General features: G+C 40.6%; 19 protein-coding genes. 7 read left to right on the top strand and 12 right to left on the bottom strand.

Features of this window, described 5'->3' with window-relative positions; all coding sequences use genetic code 11:
- Window positions 1-132: 132 nt before the first annotated feature.
- From CYAN7822_RS03405 to crtO, 3 genes are all read right to left on the bottom strand, one after another.
- Window positions 133-1,866: a hypothetical protein gene (locus CYAN7822_RS03405; RefSeq protein WP_041933116.1), complete on the bottom strand. Its 1,734-nt coding sequence runs from the start codon at window positions 1,864-1,866 to the stop codon at window positions 133-135.
- A gap of 72 nt (window positions 1,867-1,938) precedes the next feature.
- Window positions 1,939-2,547 (bottom strand): DUF4126 domain-containing protein, encoded by a 609-nt coding sequence (locus CYAN7822_RS03410; protein WP_013320844.1) that lies wholly within the window; start codon window positions 2,545-2,547, stop codon window positions 1,939-1,941.
- A 719-nt stretch (window positions 2,548-3,266) separates the two neighbouring features.
- A complete protein-coding gene (crtO, locus tag CYAN7822_RS03415; RefSeq protein ID WP_013320845.1) occupies window positions 3,267-4,958 on the bottom strand; it encodes a beta-carotene ketolase CrtO in 1,692 nt (563 codons plus the stop codon).
- Window positions 4,959-5,234: 276 nt separating this feature from the next.
- On the opposite strand from crtO, the gene CYAN7822_RS03420 reads away from it, so the two are divergent.
- On the top strand, window positions 5,235-5,765 hold the full coding sequence (locus CYAN7822_RS03420; RefSeq protein ID WP_013320846.1) for an orange carotenoid protein N-terminal domain-containing protein: 531 nt from the start codon (window positions 5,235-5,237) through the stop codon (window positions 5,763-5,765).
- A gap of 138 nt (window positions 5,766-5,903) precedes the next feature.
- Window positions 5,904-8,804 (top strand): DNA polymerase I, encoded by a 2,901-nt coding sequence (gene polA, locus CYAN7822_RS03425; RefSeq protein ID WP_013320847.1) that lies wholly within the window; start codon window positions 5,904-5,906, stop codon window positions 8,802-8,804.
- A 90-nt stretch (window positions 8,805-8,894) separates the two neighbouring features.
- Here polA and CYAN7822_RS03430 read toward each other — a convergent pair whose 3' ends face one another.
- The 3 genes from CYAN7822_RS03430 to CYAN7822_RS03440 all read right to left on the bottom strand — a co-directional run bounded on the left by CYAN7822_RS03430 (window position 8,895) and on the right by CYAN7822_RS03440 (window position 12,329).
- Window positions 8,895-9,653: an FkbM family methyltransferase gene (locus CYAN7822_RS03430; RefSeq protein WP_013320848.1), complete on the bottom strand. Its 759-nt coding sequence runs from the start codon at window positions 9,651-9,653 to the stop codon at window positions 8,895-8,897.
- A gap of 278 nt (window positions 9,654-9,931) precedes the next feature.
- Complete coding sequence (locus CYAN7822_RS03435; RefSeq protein WP_013320850.1) at window positions 9,932-10,981, bottom strand: PstS family phosphate ABC transporter substrate-binding protein; 1,050 nt, start codon at window positions 10,979-10,981, stop codon at window positions 9,932-9,934.
- Window positions 10,982-11,003: 22 nt separating this feature from the next.
- Complete coding sequence (locus CYAN7822_RS03440) at window positions 11,004-12,329, bottom strand: tetratricopeptide repeat protein (protein ID WP_013320851.1); 1,326 nt, start codon at window positions 12,327-12,329, stop codon at window positions 11,004-11,006.
- Between the two features lie 65 nt (window positions 12,330-12,394).
- Between CYAN7822_RS03440 and CYAN7822_RS03445 the strand changes: the two genes are divergently transcribed.
- On the top strand, window positions 12,395-13,912 hold the full coding sequence (locus CYAN7822_RS03445; protein WP_013320852.1) for an ammonium transporter: 1,518 nt from the start codon (window positions 12,395-12,397) through the stop codon (window positions 13,910-13,912).
- Here CYAN7822_RS03445 and CYAN7822_RS03450 read toward each other — a convergent pair.
- The 3 genes from CYAN7822_RS03450 to CYAN7822_RS03460 all read right to left on the bottom strand — a co-directional run bounded on the left by CYAN7822_RS03450 (window position 13,909) and on the right by CYAN7822_RS03460 (window position 19,156).
- A complete protein-coding gene (locus tag CYAN7822_RS03450) occupies window positions 13,909-15,084 on the bottom strand; it encodes a roadblock/LC7 domain-containing protein (RefSeq protein ID WP_013320853.1) in 1,176 nt (391 codons plus the stop codon). The genes CYAN7822_RS03445 and CYAN7822_RS03450 overlap by 4 nt on opposite strands.
- Before the next feature lie 209 nt (window positions 15,085-15,293).
- The gene (locus CYAN7822_RS03455) at window positions 15,294-17,552 is read right to left on the bottom strand and encodes a GumC family protein (RefSeq protein WP_013320854.1); all 2,259 of its coding nucleotides are present in this window, start codon (window positions 17,550-17,552) and stop codon (window positions 15,294-15,296) included.
- 110 nt (window positions 17,553-17,662) lie between these two features.
- The gene (locus CYAN7822_RS03460) at window positions 17,663-19,156 is read right to left on the bottom strand and encodes a polysaccharide biosynthesis/export family protein (RefSeq protein WP_013320855.1); all 1,494 of its coding nucleotides are present in this window, start codon (window positions 19,154-19,156) and stop codon (window positions 17,663-17,665) included.
- 104 nt (window positions 19,157-19,260) lie between these two features.
- Between CYAN7822_RS03460 and CYAN7822_RS03465 the strand changes: the two genes are divergently transcribed.
- The gene (locus CYAN7822_RS03465) at window positions 19,261-19,533 is read left to right on the top strand and encodes a TIGR02450 family Trp-rich protein (RefSeq protein WP_013320856.1); all 273 of its coding nucleotides are present in this window, start codon (window positions 19,261-19,263) and stop codon (window positions 19,531-19,533) included.
- Here the strand turns inward: CYAN7822_RS03465 and CYAN7822_RS03470 are convergent.
- Window positions 19,526-21,475 (bottom strand): GTPase family protein, encoded by a 1,950-nt coding sequence (locus CYAN7822_RS03470; protein ID WP_013320857.1) that lies wholly within the window; start codon window positions 21,473-21,475, stop codon window positions 19,526-19,528. The two genes, CYAN7822_RS03465 and CYAN7822_RS03470, sit on opposite strands and share 8 nt — an antisense overlap.
- 17 nt (window positions 21,476-21,492) lie before the next feature.
- Here CYAN7822_RS03470 and CYAN7822_RS03475 point away from each other — a divergent pair, with 17 nt between their 5' ends.
- The 3 genes from CYAN7822_RS03475 (at window position 21,493) to CYAN7822_RS40470 (ending at window position 22,425) form a co-directional block, all read left to right on the top strand.
- Entirely contained in the window at window positions 21,493-21,957 is a 465-nt protein-coding gene (locus CYAN7822_RS03475; protein ID WP_041933117.1) for an aldo/keto reductase, read from the top strand.
- Between the two features lie 37 nt (window positions 21,958-21,994).
- Complete coding sequence (locus CYAN7822_RS03480) at window positions 21,995-22,177, top strand: hypothetical protein (protein ID WP_013320858.1); 183 nt, start codon at window positions 21,995-21,997, stop codon at window positions 22,175-22,177.
- Window positions 22,178-22,305: 128 nt separating this feature from the next.
- On the top strand, window positions 22,306-22,425 hold the full coding sequence (locus CYAN7822_RS40470) for a DUF433 domain-containing protein (RefSeq protein WP_245602745.1): 120 nt from the start codon (window positions 22,306-22,308) through the stop codon (window positions 22,423-22,425).
- Between the two features lie 2 nt (window positions 22,426-22,427).
- Here the strand turns inward: CYAN7822_RS40470 and CYAN7822_RS03485 are convergent, their stop codons facing one another.
- Window positions 22,428-23,663 carry a TIR domain-containing protein gene (locus CYAN7822_RS03485; protein WP_013320860.1) on the bottom strand — a complete coding sequence of 412 codons (1,236 nt, stop codon included), beginning with the start codon at window positions 23,661-23,663 and terminating at the stop codon, window positions 22,428-22,430.
- 93 nt (window positions 23,664-23,756) lie between these two features.
- Window positions 23,757-24,920, bottom strand: coding sequence for a GuaB3 family IMP dehydrogenase-related protein (locus tag CYAN7822_RS03490; protein ID WP_013320861.1), 1,164 nt, complete (start codon window positions 24,918-24,920; stop codon window positions 23,757-23,759).
- Between the last annotated feature and the right edge of the window lie 443 nt (window positions 24,921-25,363).

Below are 25,363 nucleotides of genomic sequence, written 5' to 3' on the forward strand. Positions count from 1 at the left end.
TCTTTAATAGTTAGGTTTCCCTAGTTTAAAAATAAATTAACCTATTTTTTGAGATTTTTTTGAGATGACTAGGGAAGGGGAAGGGGAAGGGGAAAGGGGGAAGGGGAAAGGGGAAAAGAGAATTTTAGCAACTTAATGGCTATTTTTATTGCCTCTAACCCAATTCCAAAACTTTAACCCCTGTTCCTCTAACCAAAAGATCACGCGATCTAAGGTTTCTAAAATTTTTACTAAAGGATGTTTAACATAACCGACCGGTGTCGCTTCGGTTTCAATCCATTCAGGTTTTGCTTCTAATTCCTCTACTTTAGCAGAAATAGGCGTAATTTCTAGGTTTTTTGCTGTAGCCGCTTCATTTAAAGGAGATGGGGCGGGTGTTGGTAAGGGTTTTTCGAGCGTGAGAGATTGAGCTTTATTTTCTTGAGTTAGAGTTTGTTTGAAGGTTTCTAAAAGACTCTTTTTAGATTTAATTTCTCGGGAAGTTCCCGCTAGTTTTGCGGGTTCAGAACTCATCCCATCATTAGGTTTTTTCGGATTTTCTCGGGGGATATTTTCGGAAAATAAATCTTCTTTCGATAACCAGGGATCGGGTTCTGGTTCTTGAGATAAGGGTTTTCTTGATGGAGTCGATAATCTTGCTCGATTTGGATTTCCTCCTCCTAACAATTGTTTTTTAGTTTGTCCAAAGAAATAATCAATAGCCGCTTGAATCAAAATTTGGATTTGAAAAGGATCGGATTCTGCGGGGGTCAGGGTTAAAGGTTTTTGTGTGAGTTGTTCTCTCTTTCCCTTAATGGTTAAATGGATGTCTGTCGGGGGAAGGAGTTGAGGGGAAATATCTGTATTGCCCAAGGCGGCTGTCTCCCCGTGCGGAACTCGTTCCGCACCCCAATGAGCTAAATAAGCCATGCTGTCTGTGGGGGATTTTTTTAAGGAAAAGGCTTCTTTTTGTTCAACTCGTTCGGCTTTTCTTTCTCCAAAAAAGTATTCAAGAGCGGCTTGTATAATGACTTGTATTCGGCCTAGATTAACCGAATAATGATCTAAGGTTTCAATAGAGGTTAAGACCTGGTATTGAGTTTCTCTAGGAATCGATTTTATGGGTTCAGTTAGGGTTGTAGAAACGGTAATATTATTGATCCCAGAGCGACGAACGAGGGTTGATTCTCCAAAAAGATTGATCGCGTTGGCCAGTTCGCCAGTTTGTATCCAACGCATTACTGTCCAAAACCAACGCACAGGCGGCAAAACTTGAGGGCTGTTAATTTGAAACGAAGGGATTAAAGAAGGAAATTTTTTAGCCGCTTGCAGTTCTAAGCGTCGTTGATACTGATAATTGGCAAGCTCGCTAACAATACGCTGTTTGAGTTGTTCTTGTTGAGCCGGGTAAAAAATATCTATTAAAAGATTGTTTGAACTTACTAATACTAATTTCTGATTTTGTAGCAGTGTTGCTAGTCCCTGAATTTCTATATTTTGGCTAAAAGGCTCGATGGGAACTTTTTCTAAAGGGGCACTGACGGCTGAGGGGGAAATGGTGTCTTGAGCTTCGGATAACCAAGGCTCAAGGGTTTTTAAAATCTGTTCAATGGGTTGATCACAAGTAACGGGAACAGATCCAGAATTAGAAGAAGATGGGGAAAGCAGAAATTGTTGTTGTGCAATTTTTTGTTGCAGTTGGCGTTGAACCATCCGTCCGGTTTGTACCAGCAAATACAGGGGATAGACAAGGATTTGCACCCCCATTTCTACAGCATTTTTTAACTGTCGCCCTGTCCGATTTAATTGTTCTTTCAAGCGAAGGGATTGACGATTGAATAGGTTAAGCAGTCGGCTTTGATAGGGATTGGTAGGGGGTGAAGACATCTGTCTAACAAGCGGATAAGGAATTTGCTGACTTGGCGTTTCATCCTCCAAATTATACTCGTAAATGATGGGTTATGTAGCAGGTGTTTTATCGATTGGTGAAGGTTTGGGAATAGAAAAATATTTCCAGAGTTTTTGCAGCGCGAAAATGATTGTACCTAAAACTAATAGCCCGGCTACCACTGGCAGGGTAACAGCCAGAACAGATAGCCCGGCGGCGGCAATCAATTCAACAGTCGCTAAGATAGGATTAGTCAATCCTCCTGATGTTGCGCTACTTCCCACTCTTAAGATATTCATCAAGCCTTTGGTTAATCCGGCTGTACCGCCGCCAGCTACCACTGCTAAAGTCCATTGTACAAGGGGATTCATTTCAGGGGTGACGTTGGCGGTTACCACTGTACCGGCAATAAAGGCGGCAGGGGTGGCAACGGTATCAAGCAAATGATCAAACCAAGGAATATAATAGCCGGCTATCTCCAGCAAGCAAGCCGCCCCAAACACCCCTAAAGCTTGAGGCGTTTCTACCCAATTAAAGTCTGTTGGTAGGTCTAAATGTCCCACCACCGCCGCCGCACTTAAGACTAACAGGGGGACAAATACCCGGAAACCCGCCGCCGCACTTAAGCTTATGCCTAATAAGATTTCAACAAGGCTATCTAGGTTAATGATGTCAGTCAATTGATCCTCCTTAATGTAGGCTCGAATTAAAGGTAAAGTCGTGAGCAGGCGCAGTTGGTGGGGTGGGCAAGGTGGCGGCTGTGACCGGACAATTTCGGCCCCATAGCTCCTTTGTCCCACCCGGAATTGGAGATCTCGGTTTTCCCCTTCTTCTTATTGTTTGAAAAAGGAAGTTAAGTAGTTATAAATTTTTCTAAGGACTGTAAATTTATTTTAATTTCTCACACCCTACTTTTTACAATCCGTCTTTTTTTGTCGAGCTACTTAACGCGGATTTAACCTCAGTACCTTGAGAAAACGATGAAACTTTAAGCCAAGAACAAATGTTTGGTTACTGGTATTAATTGAAAGTTATTTATCATTGAGAATATTGATCTCTAGACCGAATACAAAGATTACTACAGGCGCAGTAACAAAAAGTATCCATTCAAAAGGTGTCATGTCAATACCTCCTATTAAAAGGCTAATAGATACACTTATGATTGAGGATTTTATATTAACAATTGTAATTGAATTTTGAGGAACTTTGAGTAGACCAAAAGATAGAGAAAAAAAACTCAGCCGTAAAGAAATAGGAGGAGAGCAATGGCGACAGTTCAAAAAAAAATTTTTAAGCCTTTAAAAGGGAATTTTTTACCGTTTTTTGGGGCCCAGTTAACCCTGTAGAGACATTAGATACAACGTCTCTACGCTCTCAGAGGTGATCAACCCGGATTGGGTTAACCATGAGAAGGGGTTAAAGTGGATTTGAGCCAATCACCCACTTCCTTGAGATTCTGCTTAAGCGGCTGCTGAACATTTAAAAACACTCGGGCACAGTTGCGACCCGGCAATCCAGAAATGGAGCCACCCGGGTGAGTACCGGCACCTGTTAGGAATAATCCCTCAATAGGGGTTTTATAATTGGCTATCTCGGGTAAGGGACGGAAAAAGACCATCTGTTCTAGGGTCATATCAATATGATAATGATTGCCATGATAGGCTCCCAGACGTTCTGACAATTCTGCTGGACTTTCTACCCGACGAGCAATAATGGCGTTTTTCACATTCGGCGCATACTCGGCCAATTTATCGATGACGCGGTCTGCTACTTTATTCTTCAATTCATCTGTCCAACCCGTTCCATGTAATCCCGTTCCTTGGGCATCGGCAAGTTGGTAAGGGGCAAAAAACTCAATCCACATGGTATGTTTACCAGCCGGTGCCATAGAGGGATCAAGCATCGTCGGCACAACAACATAGATAGAAGGGTTAGCATCCGGAATTCTGCCCAATTCTGGCAGGACGTGCGCCTCTTCTACATGATCTACCGAATCAGCAATCACCACTGAGCCAATTAAATATTCATCTTTGTGGTCATATCTTTCAAAGCGAGGCGCTTCGGAGAGGGCGCAGTCAATTTTGAGGATACTATCGTTATTGTTGACAATTCTACGTTCTACACGCTCCCGTAGTTTAGGGTCTGCCGCATCCAGTGCTGCCGGGTCAACCATCTGAAGGAATAAACGTTGAGCATCTATATTAGAGATGACACCTTTTTTAGCTAAATATTCTTTGCCGCCTGCGGTTCTAACTCCTTCGGCTTGACCTTTATCGTTAATCAAAACTCGCTCAACAATTTGGTCACAGAGGATAGTTCCCCCCTCACTATTGACTAAGTTCACTAACGCTTTAACCAGTGCGCCGGTTCCGCCACGAGGTCTAGCCATGCCGGGATGATGCCGCAACCCCATCATCATTGCACCAATGGCCAGGGTTTTTTGCGAAGGGGGAGCGCCTAATTCTGAGGCCAGTCTTGCTAAAGGTGCTTTCAAAAATTCCGAATCAAACCACTCATTAAGGCTATCTTTTGCACTACTGAGCATGGTTCTAATCAAGTCTAGGGTGGGATCAACACCGTGCATGACTGATAGTAGATCTTGAAGATTTTTAAAGTCATAATTGCCCATCATATCAACGACAGATTTGGGCGGTGAATTAAAGATGGGGGCAATGCCTCTGATTAGGCGCTGCCAATAGTCCATGAATTCGGCATATTTTCGAGCATCTCGCTGGTTATAACGAGCAATTTCGTTACAGGTTTTTTCGATGGAACGATGACCTAAAAAGTATTTTCCATCCGGATGAGGACAAAATAGGACGGGATCACAGAAGAGATATTCCAATCCGTATTTATTTAATTCTAATTCTTCTACTACTGGACCGAGATGAATAAATTCATGATCGATAGCACAAAGGTTGAAATAAAACCCCGGCGCTTCTTTTGGTAAGGCTTCTTCAGTGGTGGCTGCCCCACCGGGAACTGATCGTTTTTCTAATAATAAGACCGAGTAGCCGGCTTTTAGGAGGTAAGCCGCACACACTAGACCGTTATGGCCCGCGCCTATAATAATGACATCATAAGATTGCATAATTGATGTTAAGTTTTTTGACAAGGATAATTATCCAATCATAATTAGTTTGTAAGCTGATTAATTCTCTCAAAGGGCAGAATGATCCTCACTTACAATTGTTGAGCTTGGCTTTGAGAAATATGAATGATAACGCTGAATAATCTCAATTAAATCCTCTAAAAGTTGTAAGTTTTTTTAGCTGAGTAAAATTGCTAAATTCTTTCTCTCGTTAGGTGCTGTTGAAGGCAGATTATGGATGAATAAATATATCAAGTAGTAAAAAAATGTCAAGCTATGACTGGATTAACAGATACAAGCTCTAATATTCTCTCCAAGGAGACTCAAGCGATTTTTGAAGAGTATAATCAGTTAAATACTGATGATAAGTTGGCGTTGCTTTATTATATTTATGAAAAGATGGGAGACTCTATTACTCCCGCCGGAACTAATGCCATCAATGTAGATTTTCTTTCCTCGCTGATCGAAGATTTTTTACAGTTATCAGATAATGAACAATTAGAAATCATGCGGGATATTGTTAATGCTAAAGATAGCGAATATTCCCGTTATTATGGGGGTTTATCTCCCAACAATCAGTTATTCGTCTGGTATGCTTGGGCTGAAGCTATGGGCGATACGGTAGTGGATATTCCGGGTAATTATAAAGCAACGGAAGCGGTTAATAATGCTCTCTCGAAAATTGAAGGTCTCGACTTTGAGGCACAAATTTCTATTTTGCGGGAGATAGCCTCTAATATGGGTTACAGTGATGTGAAGAATTTCCCGACTCAAGATGATGCTAGACAGGTAACACCTAGTCTTTAATTTAGAAACGTCTCAGAATCAAGAAACGCCCCCAGGTAGCAAGTCTCATGTAGCCCGCGCAGGCGTTGCTCTGTTCGGTTGGCCCCAACCCTTGAGGGTTAGGGCTACAATAGGTCAGGGACGTAACAGGAATTTGCAATGACAGCAGACACAGCCGCTTTATTTCTCTTAATTGATGGTCACTCTTTAGCGTATCGGGCGTATCATGCCTTTGCCCACGCCAAAGCCGGACCGTTGCGTACCTCTACAGGAATTCCCACTAGCGTCTGTTTTGGCTTTCTCAACTCCTTGTTACAGGTGATCGAAACACAACAGCCACAGGGTGTGGTGATCGCATTTGATCGCAAAGAACCTTCATTTCGTCATCTACTTTACCCTAATTATAAGGGTGATCGCAAAGAAACCCCAGAAGAGTTTATCCCTGACTTAGAAAACCTCAAACGCTTATTAAATGCTTTGAATTTGCAGATGGTTACGGTTGCCGGCTACGAAGCGGATGATATTTTAGGCACTTTAGCCGAAAAAGCGGCTTCAAGCAACTATCGCGTTAAAATTGTCACCGGGGATCGAGATTTATTTCAACTGGTTGATCCCGAAAAACAGATCAGCGTTCTTTATGTAGAAAAAAATGCCCTCAAAGGAATTGCGGCTCATGGATATACAGAAGTCGATCCCAAGGTGGTAGAAGAAAAATTAGGCGTAAAACCTAACCAAGTAGTAGATTTTAAAGCCTTATGTGGGGATAAATCTGATAGCATTCCCGGAATTTTAGGGATCGGCGAAAAAACCGCCGCGACGCTGCTAAAAGAATATGGGTCTTTAGAAGGTATTTATCAAAATCTAGATCAGATCAAAGGAGCCGTTAAAAAGAAACTCGAAGCCGGTAAAGAAGATGCCCAACAGTCTCGAGTTTTAGCACAGTTGGCTTTAGATGTTCCCACTGATATTGATTTAGAAAAATGTCAATTAAAAGGATTTGATATTAATACCATTCGCCCACTTTTGGAAAAATTAGAACTGAAGAAATTTTTACAAAATATCAACCGTTTACAAGAGAAATTTGGCGGAACAGTTCACCCCACAACTGATATTAATGAACCTCAACAACTTTCTCTATTTGCAACGCCTGTAAGCGAAAATATTAAAGAAGTAGAAAAAACTGAGCCGGTTGCTGAGGTGAGTTCCATTGAGCCGCAAATTATTGACACTTCAGAAAAACTCGCCAAGTTAATCAATATTTTAGAACAACATACAGATACTCATCAACCGGTGACTTGGGATACAGAAACCACATCCCTTGATCCGATAGAAGCCACTTTAGTAGGCATAGGTTGCTGTTGGGGGCATCAATCTACAGATGTTGCTTATATTCCTTTAAATCATACTGAAGGCGAACAATTACCACAAACAGAAGTTTTAGCGGCTTTACGTTCTATTTTAGAAAGTGATCAATATCCTAAAGCCTTTCAGAATACTAAATTTGACAGAATTGTTTTACTTCATCAGGGAATACAATTAGCTGGTGTGGTTTTTGATACGATGTTAGCTAGTTATGTCCTACGTCCTGAAGACAGTCATAAACTGAGTGATTTATGCCATCGTTATCTAGAGAATATTAAATCGTTAAACTATAAAGACTTAGAGATTCCCAAAACTCAAACCATTGCTAATTTAGATATTAGTCGAGTGGCTCATTATTGTGGGATGGATGCTTATGCTACCTTTAAATTAGTCCCTAAACTCCTAGCAGAACTTGAAAAAGCTCCCGACTTATACAATTTATTAATCAAGGTTGAGCAACCTTTAGAGCCTGTATTAGCCGAAATGGAAAATACAGGAGTGCGGATTGATAGCCAATATTTGAAAGCGTTTTCTCAAAAATTAGAGCAAGATTTAGCCATCTTTGAAAAGAAAGCTTATGAAGCGGCAGGAGAAAGCTTTAATTTAGGTTCTCCTAAACAATTGAGTTATATTTTGTTTGATAAATTAAAATTAAGTAAAAGCAAATCTCGGAAAATAAAAACCGGTTACTCAACCGATCATGCGACCTTAGAAAAATTACAAGGAGAAGACCGCATTATTGATTATATCCTCGAACATCGAACCCTAGCTAAACTTAAATCTACTTATGTTGATGCTTTACCTGCTTTAGTTCATCCTAAAACCGGGCGAGTTCATACGGATTTTAATCAAACGGTGACCACCACAGGAAGGTTATCTTCTTCTAATCCCAATTTGCAAAATATACCCATTAAAACCGAATTTTCTCGCCAAATCAGACAAGCCTTTATTCCCGAAGAAGGATGGCTATTAGTTTCAGCCGATTACTCTCAAATTGAATTAAGAATTTTAGCTCATTTAACTCAAGAACCCCTTTTAGTAGAAGCCTATCAAAATTATCAAGATGTGCATCGAGTAACAGCGCAATTGTTATTTGATAAAGCTAATATTACTTCTGAAGAACGGAGTATCGGCAAAACCATTAACTTTGGCGTAATTTATGGGATGGGAGCGCAAAGATTTGCTAGAGCATTTGGGTTAAGTGTGCAAGAAGGAAAAGAATTTATTGAGAAATATCATCAAAAATATGCGCGAGTATTTGAGTATTTAGAAAGGGTAAAAAAAGAAGCGATCGCCAAGGGTTTTGTCACAACGATTTTAGGAAGACGACGCTATTTTGAATTTTTTGATGATAAGTTAAATCGGTTACGAGGTGAAAAGCCTGAAAACTTGGATTTAAAAAAACTGGAGTTAAATTTTTCTGATGCTCAATTATTAAGGGCTGCGGCTAATGCTCCGATTCAAGGCTCAAGTGCTGATATTATTAAAATAGCAATGGTACAACTCCAGGAAATTTTACAGCAGTATCAAGCGAGATTGTTGTTACAAGTGCATGATGAATTAGTGTTTGAAGTGCCGCCGCATGAATGGGAAGAGTTAGAAGTTAAAATTAAAAATACAATGGAAAATGCTGTTAATTTAACTGTTCCTTTGGTAGTTGAGATTCGTTCGGGTAAAAATTGGATGGAAGCGAAATAAGTTAGGGTGTAGGGGTTAGGGAACATTTTACAGTCAACCTCACGCTAGGATTTTAAATTAACGTCCTAAGCTTGGCTTCGACTGCTATGATTAAGAATAAGCCATAAAAACAAAATCTTTAGTTTTATTAAAACTAAGACAAAATTCTTCTTTTGAGAATGAATGTTTATTTTCAAGCCAGCGTTTCATGGTTGAAACTTGTAGTTCGCATTCATTTTTTAAAAAATTAAAGATCTTTTCAGGAGTAACGTTGTAGTATGGTGCGGATTTTTTGCCAGATTCAAAGACAATTGTCGGCCGATTTCGTTTGAGAGTTTCTATACCTCCCTGAAAAGCAAGGTATTCTGCACCTTCTACATCAATTTTGATAAATGAAATAGAAACGTTTGATGGAATAATATTATCTAACTTTTCAGTGCGAACAAGAATTTTTTCAATTTTAGCGTCTTCAGGAAGAAAATTTCGCTTCCGTAGTCCACTATAAGCCGGATCGTTAGTTACTAAGTTAAACTCTACTTCTTTTGATTCATCGCTTAAAGCCAACTCATACACACGAGTTTGAGGAAAGTTAGTTTGTAAAAAATTAGCCAGATGAGGAATGGGTTCAAAGGCAAAATGGGTTGCGTTAGGAGCTAAATCAATCATGTGTTTGAGAATGGTTCCTGTATGGGCACCAATATCAACACAAACAGAATCATTTTTCAGACAACGTCGCATAACCTCAACTATCTGTCGATCATAAAGTTCATTTTTGCCATGTGGACTAAAATTTCGATAAATTTTTTTAGCTAAGGGACTTAAGGGAGATTTTTTGATGATTGATTTCAGCCGATTTATAGGTTTATACATAATTTAAACTCCAAATTATTTGAAAGCTAAATTTTAAATTTGACATTATCACGCTATAATATAAATAGCAAGAGTAGCAATATTGTCTAAATGATAATTAATCAGAGAGAAGTGCTTATTACCTCTTGATTAATGACAAAAATTAAAACAAGGAAAAATATTTTTTCTTTTTTCCCTTCTCCTTGAGCATGAGAGGTCTTAACTTCTAAATAACAATCAATTATCAATAGAAAATTATACATTGAGCAAGGTTATTGTTAAAAACCGAGCAATTATGCTTAACGAAGACTAACAAAACCCGATTTATTAATCAACTCTTGACCTTCCTTCGTGAGTAATAAATTAGCATAAGCCCTGCCGGCCTGTTCATCAATGGATTTATCCCCTTTAACAATGACAAATAAGCGGCGAGTAATGGGGTACTCACCACTTTTAATTAATTTGTTATTAACTTGGTTGCGTTTAGCCGGACAGTGGGATAAAGGGATAAAAGGTTCTTGATAAGGAGTCTTCCATTCTCCCAATTTTTGTCCTATAGGTAAAGCTTTAACGCCGCACTGAGGAACAATTTCTGGTGCAGAAGCATAATAAATGCCTCCCGGATTTTTTGATAATTTTTGCAAGCCTGTAGAGGTGTCACTCACTAATACCAAGTTGTTTGTAAAGGCTTCTCTTTCTAAAATATTTTGCACAAAAAACTCAACAGTTCCACTGTCTTTTTCAAGACGAGAATAGGGAGTAATGGGAAGATCGGGGCCGCCTACTTGACTCCAATTGATAATTTTGCCAGTGTAAATATCTTTCAATTGGGATATGGTTAAACCGGGAATATTCAGAGTCGGATGCACCGCAATAGCAATAGCATCAATAGCAACAGGAATCTCTTCAAAATTGAATCCTTGATTTTTGGCTTGTTGATATTCGGCGGCTATCAGAGGGCGAGATGACAAAGCAAAAGATAACTGATTCTCGAGCAACATTTTAATTCCGGTTCCCGAACCCGGTTTGCCATTAACCGGATTAGTGTAACGCAGTATAAATTGAGGAAAAAGGATTTGAAGAAACGGATTTACAGCCGCTTGAATCGGAACCCAAGAGGTACTTCCGCCATAATTAAACAATCCTTGTGGAACATTTTTAACGTCATTCAAGCGTTCCACAGTCGTTAAAGCGAAATCAGAAGATAATGGGGGTACTGCTGGCTCAATACTTTTTTTTTCTGCTATTCCTCCCATTAATGAGAGAATAAGCCAGGAAATAGCTCCAAAAAATCCGGCTGCTACCAGTAGCCCGAGTAGCACCAGGATAGTTGTGTTTTTCTTAACCATAATGAGGTTTTGGCTTAACGAGTTATTTACTATTCATATAAATATCATGAATTTTCTGTTTTAAATCCGTTGAGGGTGCGACTTGTTCAGCCTGTTTAAATAACTGCTGTGCTGTCTGATGATCTCCTGATTCCTTGCGGATTAGACCTTTCCCCATTAAGGCTTTAAAGTTATTTTGATCTTGAGCTAAAATTCGATCATAGATAGCTTCTGCTTTAGGCTTTGCTTGAGTCAGTTCATATAACTGAGCTAAATTGAACTGCCATTGTAAATCTTGAGGTTTTTTGTCCACAATTTTTTCTAAAATAATAATGGCTTGCTCTAATTCTCCGAGTTGTAAATATCGATTGGCTAAAGCCACTAAAGCATCAAAATCATCAGGGTTTTTGTTTAAAGTTTGTAAATACTGTTGAATTTCGGAATCTGATGATTGGGCTTGTTGCTTGGCTGGCGACATCAAACCAAACCCGAATAATAAACCCGCAGTTAATGCTAATAAACCGACACTAGCGGCAATGACCCAAACCAGAGAGCGCTTAGCTAAAGACCTAACCCGTTGAGGTCCCATAACATCTGGCTTTAAGGCATTTTCTAAAGATTTATCTGACTTGCTTTTGAGTAATTCGCCAATTAACCACAAAAAAACATCAGAGGCTCCCCGGGTTTTGAGTTGAAAAGTCCCTTGTTCTGAAACAATCGGGATGCCTGAGTAAAATCGTTGATAATGAGCCTGAACAGACTCTAAGGCTTTATTTAACGGTTGTAAATACTGTTCAATTTGCAAGCGCCCGATGGGTCCGGCATCAATGCGATCACATTGAGTAAAGATCAGAGCAAAGTTATATTCAATCTCGGCAGGGTTGACTAAAGAGGCAATGGCAAAAATCTGTTTGATAATCGCCTGAAATTCTTGCCGATAATTAGGGTCGTTGAGTAAGCGAAAAGCATTGATAAACACACAACAGCTATGAGAAGCTAAAACCATCTCTTGAAAATCAGGATTATCAAAGGTAGCACACTCACCAGGAATATCCCACCAGAGAAACTGACAAAGGGTTTTTGTTTTACCGAAACGAGTCTGTTGTTTAACGGCAAAGTTAAAGTCAGTAATCTTCATCGTCGGCGGTGGATATTCTCCAGTTTGGGCAATATAGCCAAGAATAGCTTCTAGATTATTCTGATCCTGGGCTTCAAGACATTCAAACCAAACAGAAGAAGAAGGTTTAGTGGATTGATAGCTTTTTAAGTTTGTGTAGCTGCCAGCTAAAAAAACCGTCTTGCCTACTCCCCGTTGTCCAAGACTTAACAATCTGTAAATAGGTAGCTCTTTGCTAGATAATGATGTCATATTGGATAAGTATCATTTAAATAGTCCTTGTATAGATCTAACCTATCTCTAATATTCTGACACTAATGTTTCAAAAAAAGCTAAATAAAGTAAAGTTAATTAAAAATATTTTTCACTTAAGAGTCGTGCCGAGGGTCTTATTAGCAACGGTCATTGTCTTAGTCTGGGTTGGAGCCGCCATGGCCAAACCCACCACCATGACTCGGGTTGATCTAGTTGAACAAAAACTTCAGATCGCGCTTGACACCGTTTGGGTAATTTTTGGGGGTTGTCTTATTTTCTTCATGAATGCCGGCTTTGCTACGCTAGAGTCTGGCTTTTGTAGACAAAAAAATGTGGTTAATGTTTTGGCGAAAAATCTGATTGTTTTTACTCTAGCCACTATAGCGTTTTGGTCTTTTGGTTTTGGAATAATGTTTAGCGAGGGAACGCCGCTTTTTGGTTTTCAGGGGTTTTTCTTAAGCGGTGTGGATAATAGTCCGGCCACCGGCGAAAATTATCAAGGGGTGTTTACAGCTTTGGCAGGGACGGGAATCCCTTTGAAAGCTAAATTTTTCTTTCAATTGATGTTTGCAGGAACGGCGGCAACCATTGTTTCTGGAGCGGTAGCCGAACGGATTCGCTTTTTAGCTTTTTTTATTTTTAGCCTAGTTTTGGTAGGCTTTTGCTACCCCGTGACGGGTCATTGGATTTGGGGAGGCGGCTGGCTACAAGGCCTCGATTTTTATGATTTTGCGGGTTCTACGGTGGTTCATTCGGTTGGGGGTTGGGCGGCTTTGGTGGGAGCCGTTATTCTCGGTCCCCGAATAGGAAAATATCAACAGGGAAAGTCTTTTGCTTTGCCTGGCCATAATCTTACCCTTTCAACTTTGGGATGCTTTATTCTGTGGTTAGGTTGGTTTGGTTTTAATGCCGGCTCAACCATGAAAGCCGATCCCCTGGCTATCAGTCACATTTTGTTGACCACTAATATGTCGGCGGCTATGGGAGGAATTGCCGCTACGATCACCACTTGGTTCTATTTTGGTAAGCCGGATTTGTCAGTGATTATTAACGGAATTTTAGGGGGGTTAGTAGCCATTACTGCTGGCTGTCGTTTTGTATCCCTCGGAGGAGCCGGGTTTATTGGCTTAGTGGCGGGTGTGTTGATCGTTTTTGCGGTGGATGTATTTGATCATTTACAAATTGATGATCCTGCCGGAGCGATTTCTGTCCATCTTGTCGGGGGGATCTGGGGAACCTTGGCAGTGGCTTTATTGGCTGTGGGACCTGATGTGAATTTGTATCATATTGGTCCGGCCCAAGGATTGCTGGTGGGAGGCGGCTTAGGAGGGATTAAGCAGATGTTTATTCAACTGTTAGGAATTGCCTCTGTTAGCCTTTTTACCGTTTTAGCGAGTTGGATGGTTTGGTCTTTAATTGATTTGTTTGTGGGGATACGAGTCTCTCCAGAAGCCGAATTGAAAGGTTTAGATATAAGTGAGCATGGCCTTCAGGCTTACACGGGTTTTATGTTGAAAAATGACGTTTCTCCTATGGTTGCAGGAATTATTAGTCGGCTCAACAACAAACATAAAACTTAAAGGTTAGTTCGACGACCTCGATAGCGGATGTCTTGATCCACTTTTAAAGAGACATCTTCTGTCATCTCTGGTAAAAATGTTTCATCTTCTGCCGGCACAGAGTTGTTTTTTTCTTTCAAATCTGGTGAAGTTTGAGGCGGCTTGGGGGTCAGTGCTTTTTGAGCTTGTGGCACTTCCATCGCTGCATTCAACTTTTTAATTGTGCGTTTAATCTCTGCTTCTAATAAGCCTGTAACCGCTTTGCCGGCTTTTACTAACAAAAACATCTCTAAATTACAAATGGCTAAGATGATATGACCCTGTGGACCTTTGATCGATATATTCTCTATCTGTTGCCAACCAAACTCTTCTTCCGCGCTTTTGGCTAAATAAAGCATTGTTCCAGCAATAATTAAGGCTGTATTGTCATCTATATTAATGGAGGGAATAATCGGATATCCTTCCACAGAAACCAGCACAACTCCCTCAATGCCAATGGGTTTTGTGGCTAATTCTTGTAAAATTTCTTCGAGTTTATTGGTTGATGAGGAAATTTGAGAGTTAATCCCGGGAGCGCTGACTGAAGGTAAATCTAAGGTAGTGTGAGTAGAATTGCTTCCTAGTTGAGATTTCGTTGAATGAGATTGAATAACGGTTTCTTTAGCTTGAATTAGGGTACTTTTCTCCCCAGATACAAATAAATTAATCAGTTTATTCTGTTTTAAGTTATTGTGAGATTGTTGACGAATCTCCGAACCAATAGCCACTCCTCGTATGGGGGCTTCATAGAGGCAAAAATCAGGAATCAACAAATTATCTAAATGCTCGGGGGGATCTTTACGGTCTATAATATCTACTGGACCGGTTTCTAAACAGGTGATAATTTTATCGAGTTGGAAAGGGGTTAAATTTTCAGCAATATAGTAGCAAATAAAATAGGGTATATTCGAGCGCCCAAAGTCATCGGGGCCATCATTATAGAGCCAGCCAAATAGGGTTTGACTCGGCGAGATCTGATGGAGGTAAGCGGCTCGGAAACCGGCTTCTGGTGGCTCATAAGTATTCCAGTGCTGATTGACAATCTGTTCAGTGAAAGCTCGTTTAATGACTAACGGGATCAGTTCACTCGTGAAACACTTAAACCCGATTTTAGAGAAGCTGGTGTAAATAAGTTGCTCAACAAGCAAAGGCATTGTAATTGACTACTCAAGATACTTTCAGGTTAACCTATTTCAGCTTATGCCGCCATTATAGAATTTACTGACTCATTTGAGAGCCATGATGAACAAGGTTTTTTGAGCATTTCCGTACTTTTGATTATCTGTGGACAAAAAACTGGCCAGGTTTTTATCCCTGACCTGAAAGACCAAGCTTTGAGAGTCGTTCATCAATCTGTTAGCCTTTAACGGTGACGACTTACCCCATTAGCCACTAACCCTAACAGGGAAATAGCAGACATTTTTAACTCATCTAAACAATCTTTAAAGGCTTGACGCTCAGTTTTGCCCATCTTAGTCACTAAAATCAATCCTTCCGTCGAAGCGGCTAAAATCTTAGCATCAGGAAAGCCGAGTATAGGGGGAGTATCATAAATGACCAAATCATACTGACTATCTTGATGGAATTGCTCGATGAGTTGTCCCATTTTTTCACTAGCCAGTAACCCAGTTGGATTAGCCGCCTCGTCACCCGCCATCAAGACCGATAAATTTTCCCATTGAGGAACTTTTTGAATCGCTTTAGCGACCTCTAATCCTAGAGTAAGCACTTCATTTAATCCCTCTGGCTGAGGAACATCTACCCATTGATAATACTGAGGCTTTCTTAAATTGGCTTCTACGAGTAAAACTCTCTGTCCCATGACAGCCGCCACTTGAGCTAAATATAAAGCGATAGTGGATTTTCCTTCTCCTGCTGTGGCTGAACTAATCACAATTGACTTTAATGGTTCACTGTCCAACAAAGAAATGTTGGCATACATCGACATACAAGCTTCTAGAAAAGCCGAAAAATAATGAAATGATTGAAGGGGTTTTCTCGGTAAGTTTGAAGGCTCATTCCCGGGTTGCCCGAGGTTAAGATTAGAATGCCATAAGGCGTGTTTGTGACCCGGCTTAAGATTATTCAGGTTTCTTTGAAAAGGAATATATCCCAGAATAGGTAATGGGGTGGCTTCTTTAATTTCTTGGCCCGAATGAAACTTATTATCGAGTTTCTCAAGCCCAACAGCCGCTACCATTCCTAATAAAATTCCTCCCACTAGCCCTAAACTTAAATTCCGCATTGGATTGGGATAAATTGGCTCTTTTAAAAGTTCTGGACTAGAGAGTAATTCCCAAGGTGACATTTTTTGAGCCGCTTTAATTTGAATTTTTTCTTGAGCCTCTAAAAAGCGGCTTAAACTTTCATTAGCCACCTGAATTTTTCTTTGCAGTTCTGTGTACTGCTTGGCTATTTCTGGGATTTTTTCTAGCTGTTTTTTGACATTTTCTATTTGTTTTTGTAAAACCGAGCTTCGTGTCTGTAAGACTTGGATTTGATTGGCTGATTGAACTAATTGCTGATTGAGAGCTAAACGCACAGCACTCGGAGAATCGAGGTGATTATTGCTAGGATTGATTTGTTCTGATGGTTGATCGCCTAAAATTTTCTTCGATTCTTCTTTGAGTAGGGACTGTAAATTAGCTTGTTTTTCCTTAAGGGTTTGGATGATGGGACTATCGTCAACAAAAATTGTCGCCTGTTTCGCCAGTTCTATTTCTACTTGCTGTAATTGGTTCAGTAAGTATTGATAACGGGGAGATTCACTTAGATAGCTTGAATTTAAGGCTTCCTGGGGCTTTAATCCCACCTGTTTTTCCAAATTTTGATATAAAGATGTTGTTTCCTTCAGTTGGACTTGGGTATTTAACAGTTCCGTTTGTAAGTAAAGCAATTGTTTTGATAACTCATTGGCCTGCGCTTGAGGGTCAAGGATATTATATTTTTCCCTAACTTTTTGTAATTTTTGCTCATATTGAGACACTTGTTGCTGATATTTGGGCAACTGAATGTTGACAAATTCAATGGCGGCTTTAAGTTCAGACTGTTTGACTTCTCTTGCATATTTCAAATAGGCATCGGCAAGATTATTAAGAACAAAAATAATTTTTTTCGGATTGTTATCTTCGTAAGAGATCTCTAAAATTTTCGTTTGGGGTAAGCGAATTATTTTGAGGGGTTCTTCTTTATTTTTTGGCTTTTGAGCTAAACCTTTGTCGTCTAAATCTCGATAGTGAGGAGAAATTTTTTGCAAAATTGGTTTGAGGATTTTCGGACTGCGTAAAACTTCTATTTGAGTATCATATTCTACTGTATTCCCACTTACGTCTGGGGCCGGTAACTGATTGAGCGCAGGCGGGTTATCTCCGGATGCTACTAATAACTGAAATTTTCCTACATACCTGGGAGTTTGTTGAAATGTCCAAACTCCGACCCCGGCGGTTACCCCAATGGTTACAGCGATAATCACACCGATTCGATGGGTGACGACTTTCCAAAAAGGACGCTCTGTGAAATTTTTTTCGTATTCAATTTTTGGGGTCTGTCTTGTCACTCGAAGTTGAGTTATTTTCGCGGTGCTGTTGTTTAGCAATCGCGTAGCAATACCGATCTCCTCCATTTTTTTTTCCTCACTATTAAGGTTGACCGAAGCAGGGCTTAATTTCGAAGTGTTGATAATTTAGTTTTACCTCAGATTTTCAAGAAGTAATTGTTACAAATTATTGTGAGTTAGTTGTTACCTGTAAATATGTTAACAAAGTTAGCGAATCCTGATATAGTCCCCAAGGGACTCAGTACCGTGTTTAGGGTATCTGTTGTCGCGGTTATGCCATTGCGGTTGACGATCACAATGTCATTATTGCGTAAAGGTGGATTATTTTCTCCTGCAATCCCTGCGGCAAAATCTATAGGAATCTTTCGTTTAGTCACAGTTCCATTAGGATTAAGACGAATTAGCACAATTTCTGAACGATTAGCGCGTCTTTTATCAAATCCACCGGCGGTCATAATGGCCTGATTCAAAGGCGTATCTGGTTGAACATCAACGACTCCAGGTCTAAGAACTTCACCCACCACATTAACTTTAATAGTCAAGGGAGCAAAACTAGCCATAGCTAAGGTTTGTGATTCAGCAGGAGCCACTTCACTAGCTGTGGGAACAACGATGGTGTCTCCTTCTTGTAAAATAATATCTTGGGTGATATCACCGGTTGCCAACAGATTCCATAAATCTACCTTAATTGTTTGCTGAGTCGTGTTTCGATTAAAGCGACGAACTTCAATTTGACGAAGATCTGCCAAAGGTTTAATACCTCCTGCCAGTTGCAGGGCTAAAGAGAGTCTTGGCGGTTGTCGTTTGGCTGATTGAGCGGTAGTGCCTGAACCGGCTGCCACTGATACTTGTTGTGGGGTCACTTTATAAGCACCAGGACGATAGACTTCTCCGACGACAGCTACATTAAGCTCTTGATCGGCCCGAATCCCAAAATTAGCATCGGATAGTTGTCGAGTTTCTACCTCAGAAATGTTTTCTTTGGTGGGAACAACGATCACGTCTCCATCGCGTACAGTTAAATCTTGATTTAAATTTCCCTGTTGAATGAGTTCCCATAAATTCAGAGTCCATGTTTTTTCTTTTCCGTTGACCACTCGTCGCAATTGCACTTGACTAATATCGGCCACTGTGGTAAGTCCACCGGCTTCTCGAATTAAATCAGTGACTAAAGGCGTTTGCCCTCCTGGGGTTAATGTATAAGAACCTGGACTATTGACTTCTCCGGCCACGGCAATTTGCAAGGGACGGGGGGTAGTAACATTCACCGTGACAAAAGGGCGTTTTAAATAAGGTGTATAAAGTTGTGAGAGGAGTTGACTCGCTTGGGATACAGTTAACCCTGCTAATTTCACTCTACCGACCAAAGGAGCGCTAATGGTTCCATCGACTAGGATCAAATATTGTCCACTAAATTCTGGGACTTGAAAGACGGTCACAGTAATACCATCGCCTCCTCCTAAAATATAATCCGTATCTTGATTGGGGTGCGGAACTCGTTCCGCACTGACCCCAGAAGTTTGTGCTGGTGAGGGGGTGTTAGACAAGGTGGGGACGGTTTTCTTGGGAGCAATTGGTTGAGCGAAGGCAGATAAAGGAGCGGCTAGTAACCACACCAGAGTTAGAATCGATGCTTTAACAGGATAACTAGGGAAGACTTGACCAACCATAATCTTTTATAGGATGTTTAAATAGGCGACTTTGATTCTAGCGATTATTTAACGACCTTTTTAGATCTAGGATATATTGTCTTTAGCCTTATTGGATTAGACGAATGTCTCAAAAACAAAAGTTTCCTCACCTATTAGGTTCTAAGTGGACAGCTAAACAAACCCACTGGGGTTGGCGGCATTTCCAAGTGATCAATCGCAAAAATCAAGGAAAATGGGTTTTTGCGGAAATGATCGCTTCAGTTGATCCCTCAGTCCGTTTTTGGGTTAACGCTAAACAGCTTAAGGATAAAACCCTTTGGGATGCGGGTTGGAAAACCCTCGAAGAAATACAACACCCCGAGCAGGAGCCAGATGATTTAGAAATTTTTAGTTGACATTTAAGCCAGTATGTGATATGTAATATTGAAACCGTTCTCGCAGTTGGGCAATGGTTAAATCTTTTGTCCAGTATTCTACTAAAGCATGACCAAATGCCCAAGCATTACGCTCGGGAGAGGTGGGATTTTCTAGTAATAATGGCCAGAGGGCAAGTAAATCAAAATTGCTGGTTTTATTGGTGTTTAAAAGGTTAAAAAGATCATAAGCCATTTGCAGTTTACCAATCACCACAGGCAACTGTTCTACTGGGATTTGTTCGGCTAAGACATAAGCTAAGGTGGGGGAACCGGTGGAGAGAGTAGCCAAAAATTTAAGCACCGGACTTTTTAAGAGTGCTGTCACGCCTTGGGTAGTGGTCATTTGAAAGGTGTAATGATCGATAATTTGAGTAGCGGCAAGGGTACGGGCTTCTAAATTCCGCAGAAAACGCGCTAAGCGAAGTTGACTGGCCGGGGCGATCGCTGAGATTAAGGCTAACGATAACATATCCACTCCCCAATCCGGGCGATCGCTTGGAAAATCTCGGGTAACTACCGGTAACACCTGTATTTGTTGACCCAAAGTTGGCTCTAAATTCAACTGGGCCAAACGAAGGGCGCGATATTCCACCGCTTCTCGGATCGCAATTTCTTTGGGACGATCACCCCATTGCCAATTATAGGGAGGTTCCCATTCCCGTATCGGTCGTAGTCGATCCACTTGCGTTACAACAGTAATGATGGGCAAGTCGCTCAGTTGTTCTCGAATATCTTTCAAAAAGTCCACATCCATTTGTAGGGCAGGATCGAGGGCGGGATTAATCAACAACAGTAAATCAGCCGTCGTAGCATAGTCTAGCACTAATTCCCGCAAGTCTTCTCGCTTGACTTGTTCATAACCGGGAGTATCCCAAAGGCTGAGATGATCGCCGCTTTTTGACTTCCAATGGTACTGCGAAATTTGCTCGGTACTGGGTAATACATCCACTTCGGCTAATTCAGATTGAAATAGGGTATTGATCAGGCTACTTTTGCCGGCACCGGTTCTTCCCACCACTAAAATATTAAGGGGTTTTTGTTCTACCTCTTCAACCGGTTCAGCCTGGGTGAGAATCTCTCGTAGGGTTTGGGTTTTGGCTTTGGGTAAGGCGGGTTTAGAAGCTTCGGGTATGGGTAGATTAATGGTAGTATGGCCGTAGAGGGCGAGGGCTTGGTGGCAGAGATTTCTTAAGGCGGCTTCTCGCAAGATTTGCCCTAAATTAACGATTAATTGTTGACCGGCTTGGTTATTGTAACGTTCACTAGCGATTTTAGCGACGGCGGCGGCGGGATTTAATAACCACTGGGCCCAATTCCAAGCTTGTAAGAGTTTGCGGGCAGAGGGTTCTAATTTTTGATAGACTTCATAAGCCTGTACAGCTTGCCCAATGCTAACTTGATTGAGGGCAGGAGATAATTTTTGCATCCACAAATCTAGGTCGTCTACTGTGCCTCGTATGAGAGTGTAAGCTTGGGGTACGTAGATATTTAAGAGGGGATATTTAACCTCGGGATAAAAAATATTGGCGATCGCGGTGACGAGTTCTTGACATCGCCCCCAAAAGGTTTGCCAGTCTTCCCACATAGGGGGATCGTTTTGGGTGTCTTTGAGGACTTTTTCTAAGGCGGCTTCGGCTTGTTTGATAATATCTTCTTTGGCGATAATTTCTTGGGAATTTTCTAGGGAGATTTCTAGTTCTTGGTTAACTTGGTTGAGGACAGATTCCATCTCTTGTATAACCGGTTGAGTCCATTTGGCCAGTAACCATCGCCAAATTGCCAAGATCAAAATAAAGACTCCCCAGATCCAATTAATGCCCCAAGTGTGTATTTGTTGCCCGGCGGCAAAGACGATAAATCCGATGATTCCTACCAGTGGGGTTGCTAAGATAATCCATTGCCATAATTTTAAACGAATCATTTTTTTTAGGTGTTTTAATGGGAATTTTTCTATTTTTACTCAAACTTTGCTCGGATTTGATCAGCCGTAGGGTGGGCACTTTATTTTATTTCGCGCAAAGGCAAGGCAGTGCTAGAGATAGAGATGGGGCTTGGCGGGAGTTAGAAACCTCTTTAAAGCGTTTGCAAACGAATTATTTAGACCTGTGGCAGTTTCATGCTTTAACTCATGATTGGGACCTCGACACGATTTTATCAAAAGGGGGAGCTATAAGGGCGGCAATTGAGGCTAAGAAACAGGGTTTAATCCGTTCAGTGGGAATTACCGGACATCATAATCCTGAGATTATTGTTAAGGGATTGAGTCGCTATGCTTTTGATACTGCTTTAGTGCCGATTAATGCGGCCGATACGTTGGAGCAGTTAGAAAAAAATATTAGGGTGGCACAGCAATTTAAGCCACTACTTTCTGATGAATTAGCGATGATCGAACAGCTTTACTGAATAATTAGCTATAGTAAAAAAAAATACCATAGTAAACATGAATGTAAAATCATCTGAGCAACAAAAAACGGTTCAAAAGACTAAATTTTATCAAGCCCTATTAGAGTCTGGCTTAGTCAAACAGATTAAAAACCCTACGTATGATGAGCCAACTAAACGAAAACTGCTCGAGGTACAAGGTAAACCCGTTTCTGAAACAATTATTGAGGAACGCCGCTAAATAGTATTATTTAACTAGGTATCTCGATTCTTATTAATTAATATGAAACTAGACCGCATAACTAGCAACTCTGCTCGGATGAATGACAACCCTGTATCCGAAATTTAAGGCTTACAGTTCGGCGAGTAATTGAGTTATTAGCACTCTATCCTGAACGAGAAGAGTTATATAGAGAATTTCCTGAACTTGAAAAAGAAGATATTCAACAAGCATTAATTTTTGCTTCAATTTATTTAAATACAGATTGATATTAATCATAAATGTTTAAAGAAAGTGCATACCGAATATCTCGCTTTATATCTTTTGAGAAAAAATCATAGGGCATTTCCACAGAATAAGCACCTTCAGCATGGCATCCGACTTGGTCGGGCGCAAAGCTGATAACCAGCCCATTTTTTGAAAAAGAAAAAGCTGAGAATGCTTCCCAAGTTTCTGTATTTGAATAAATCATTTCTTGATGAAATGTTGATTGTTCTATAATATCTGAGTCTTTATCCCTGTCAGGGTTGTTTTCTTTGACTTCTTCTTCTTCGGTAAATTCCCATTTTTCAAATCTTTCTTTTTTTTGCTCTAACAGAGATTTTCTGACGTAGCCGACTATTTTTTCAAAACAATTATCAGCATCATTAAAAATATCTTTAATATCAGAAATTTCTATGAGTGGATTTAGCATAAAATTAAAGGTTTCAAATCCGTAATTTGGATGAGCAGCACCAGAACCATGCCAATATACAGTATATAAAATGCTGAGAAAAGAGTTTTCGTGAAAGATGCTTTCATAATAAGCATCATATATATCTGTTCTAAAGAATTCATTTTGGGCAAAACTAAATCTATCTAATGATTGCTCTAACTTGATTGACCTGTAGCTATGCAATATTTGAATAAATCTGGCTTCAATAATTTTAGTAATTTCATCAAGATTTTTAAATCTTGTTGAGCTAAATCTTGGTAGAGTAAATTCTACTTTATAACCCGGTAAGCCTTCCCAAGATTCTTGTCTGACTTGTTTTCTCACATGAATTTCGTCTACATTATCATTATAAGATATTTCAAAGCCAAGATTCTCCATTTGGGAATCTAAGGATTGTTTTATTTTTAACAATGAATCCGATGAGTTCAAATCAACAAATTGACGGCTAGATAGTTCATCAGGTAAAACAGCATCACTGTCAAGCTTTACTGGAATAATATATATATCATCACTTAGTTTTTCTTCTAAGTATTTGAGTGCTATCTTAATTTCTCTTTGAACATAGCCACGTTTATTAACAGAGCTATTAGAAATAAAGATAATAATAATTTGGGACTTGCCAAGATTTCTTTTAATCTCAAGATCCCAGTTTTGTCCGCCGAGTAATTTCTTACAGTCAATCCATGTGTTGGGATAACCATTTGTTACTAAATATTCATAAACCGGTAAAACTCTCTCCCGATCCTGGCTTGCATAGCTTAAAAATACTTGTATCTCACTTTGCTCTGTCATATTTTTTTACCCTTAAAGATAACCTCCTCTCTGTCTCCCTGTCTCTGCATAAAATAAAAATAAGGTGGGCAGTGCCCACCCATCCGATTGCTTTTACTTACCCATACCCAATTGTTGAGCCTTTTGGTAAACCTTACCCTCCGTTAACAGAGAAGGCGCAATTACCACCTCAACCTGCTGCATCTCCTTAATATCTTTAGCGCCCAAAGTCCCCATACTGGTTTTAAGAGCGCCTAAGAGATTATGAGTACCATCATCAAGTTTAGCCGGACCTCTCAAAATTTCTTGAATTGTTCCGGTTGTACCCACATTAATCCGAGTTCCTCGCGGTAACACCGGACTAGGGGTGGCCATCCCCCAGTGAAACCCTCTACCGGGCGCTTCTGCTGAACGAGCAATGGGAGAACCAATCATCACCGCATCCGCACCACAGGCAATACATTTACAAATATCACCACCGGTAATAATGCCACCATCAGCAATCACTGGAACATATCTACCCGTTTCCTGATAATAATCCTCTCTAGCCGCCGCACAGTCAGCCACCGCCGTTGCTTGGGGAATACCCACCCCCAACACGCCGCGAGAAGTACAAGCCGCACCTGGACCAATACCCACCAAAATTCCAGCCGCTCCTGCTTTCATTAGCTCAAGTGTGACCTCATAAGTAACACAATTGCCTAAAATTACCGGCATCGGCATATTTTGAGAAAATTGGGCTAAATCTAGCGGATTAATCGAGGCAGGGGACAAATGGTCGGTAGACACCACTGTCGCTTGCACAAAGACTAAATCGGCTTTGGCAAGGGCGACGACTTCCCCAAAAGAGTAAGCCCCCGCAGGCGTTAAGCTAACTGCCGCGATGCCGCCTTGCTGTTTAATTTCGCTAATGCGTTGTTTAATTAATTCTGGCTTAATGGGTTCAGCATAGAGTTCTTGCATCAACCCGACAAATTCCGATTTTCCGACAGAAGCAATACGGTCTAAAATAGGATTGGGATCAGCGTAACGAGTTTGAATTCCTTCTAGGTTGAGAACGCCTAAAGCGCCTAATTCTGAAAGTAATACCGCCATTCGCACATCGACTACACCGTCCATTGCACTAGCAATAATCGGGATTTCTCGCTCGATCCCACCAATAGAAAAGCGAGTATCTGCCAAACTAGGGTCTAGAGTCCGCACTCCGGGGACCAGTGCTATCTCATCGATACCATAGGCTCGACGAGCGATTTTACCCCGTCCAATGATAATATTCACTCTTTGTCTATCTTATTCCCAAGGCTATTAGCCTAGGCTATCAAATTTTTAGGGCTTTGGGGAATAGGTATTTGGTTTTTATCCTTGTACCTAGTCCTTATTTATAGTTTATTACGAGTCAACTACTCCGACCCGAAGAAGGCGCTCTTGTCGGAACTTGCATCTAAACTCCACCGCAACTCCAAAAACCTTTGCAGATTCTTGGCTTTGGCTTCATCGTCTGACACATTAGGGGATGCTGACAAAATCCCCGTACTCATCCAGCTACTTGATTTTAGGTTTCACCCTAATAGCTTTTAGTCTCTCTACCCCGCTTCGCGCTCGGGTGGAGACTCACGCGCATTTGTTGAATTGTTTGTTGCTAACCGTACTTTTCCCGACGGGTTTTACTGTATTAAAGCATTATGGCTCTTTTTAAGCTTTCGTTACAATGAGTAATGAAG

Origin of the sequence: Gloeothece verrucosa PCC 7822, from assembly GCF_000147335.1 — a bacterium.
Taxonomy (GTDB): domain Bacteria; phylum Cyanobacteriota; class Cyanobacteriia; order Cyanobacteriales; family Microcystaceae; genus Gloeothece; species Gloeothece verrucosa.

Excerpts from the sequence above, each read along its gene's own strand:
- CYAN7822_RS03480 (WP_013320858.1), top strand. The coding sequence starts at position 21,995 with ATGAATGTAAAATCATCTGAGCAACAAAAAACGGTTCAAAAGACTAAA.
- CYAN7822_RS03430 (WP_013320848.1), bottom strand. The coding sequence starts at position 9,653 with ATGTATAAACCTATAAATCGGCTGAAATCAATCATCAAAAAATCTCCC.
- CYAN7822_RS03465 (WP_013320856.1), top strand. The coding sequence starts at position 19,261 with ATGTCTCAAAAACAAAAGTTTCCTCACCTATTAGGTTCTAAGTGGACA.
- CYAN7822_RS03420 (WP_013320846.1), top strand. The coding sequence starts at position 5,235 with ATGACTGGATTAACAGATACAAGCTCTAATATTCTCTCCAAGGAGACT.
- CYAN7822_RS03460 (WP_013320855.1), bottom strand. The coding sequence starts at position 19,156 with ATGGTTGGTCAAGTCTTCCCTAGTTATCCTGTTAAAGCATCGATTCTA.
- polA (WP_013320847.1), top strand. The coding sequence starts at position 5,904 with ATGACAGCAGACACAGCCGCTTTATTTCTCTTAATTGATGGTCACTCT.
- CYAN7822_RS03475 (WP_041933117.1), top strand. The coding sequence starts at position 21,493 with ATGGGAATTTTTCTATTTTTACTCAAACTTTGCTCGGATTTGATCAGC.
- CYAN7822_RS03485 (WP_013320860.1), bottom strand. The coding sequence starts at position 23,663 with ATGACAGAGCAAAGTGAGATACAAGTATTTTTAAGCTATGCAAGCCAG.
- CYAN7822_RS03450 (WP_013320853.1), bottom strand. The coding sequence starts at position 15,084 with ATGCCTTTGCTTGTTGAGCAACTTATTTACACCAGCTTCTCTAAAATC.
- CYAN7822_RS03455 (WP_013320854.1), bottom strand. The coding sequence starts at position 17,552 with ATGGAGGAGATCGGTATTGCTACGCGATTGCTAAACAACAGCACCGCG.
- CYAN7822_RS03440 (WP_013320851.1), bottom strand. The coding sequence starts at position 12,329 with ATGACATCATTATCTAGCAAAGAGCTACCTATTTACAGATTGTTAAGT.
- CYAN7822_RS03445 (WP_013320852.1), top strand. The coding sequence starts at position 12,395 with ATGTTTCAAAAAAAGCTAAATAAAGTAAAGTTAATTAAAAATATTTTT.
- CYAN7822_RS03405 (WP_041933116.1), bottom strand. The coding sequence starts at position 1,866 with ATGTCTTCACCCCCTACCAATCCCTATCAAAGCCGACTGCTTAACCTA.
- crtO (WP_013320845.1), bottom strand. The coding sequence starts at position 4,958 with ATGCAATCTTATGATGTCATTATTATAGGCGCGGGCCATAACGGTCTA.
- CYAN7822_RS03470 (WP_013320857.1), bottom strand. The coding sequence starts at position 21,475 with ATGATTCGTTTAAAATTATGGCAATGGATTATCTTAGCAACCCCACTG.
- CYAN7822_RS03435 (WP_013320850.1), bottom strand. The coding sequence starts at position 10,981 with ATGGTTAAGAAAAACACAACTATCCTGGTGCTACTCGGGCTACTGGTA.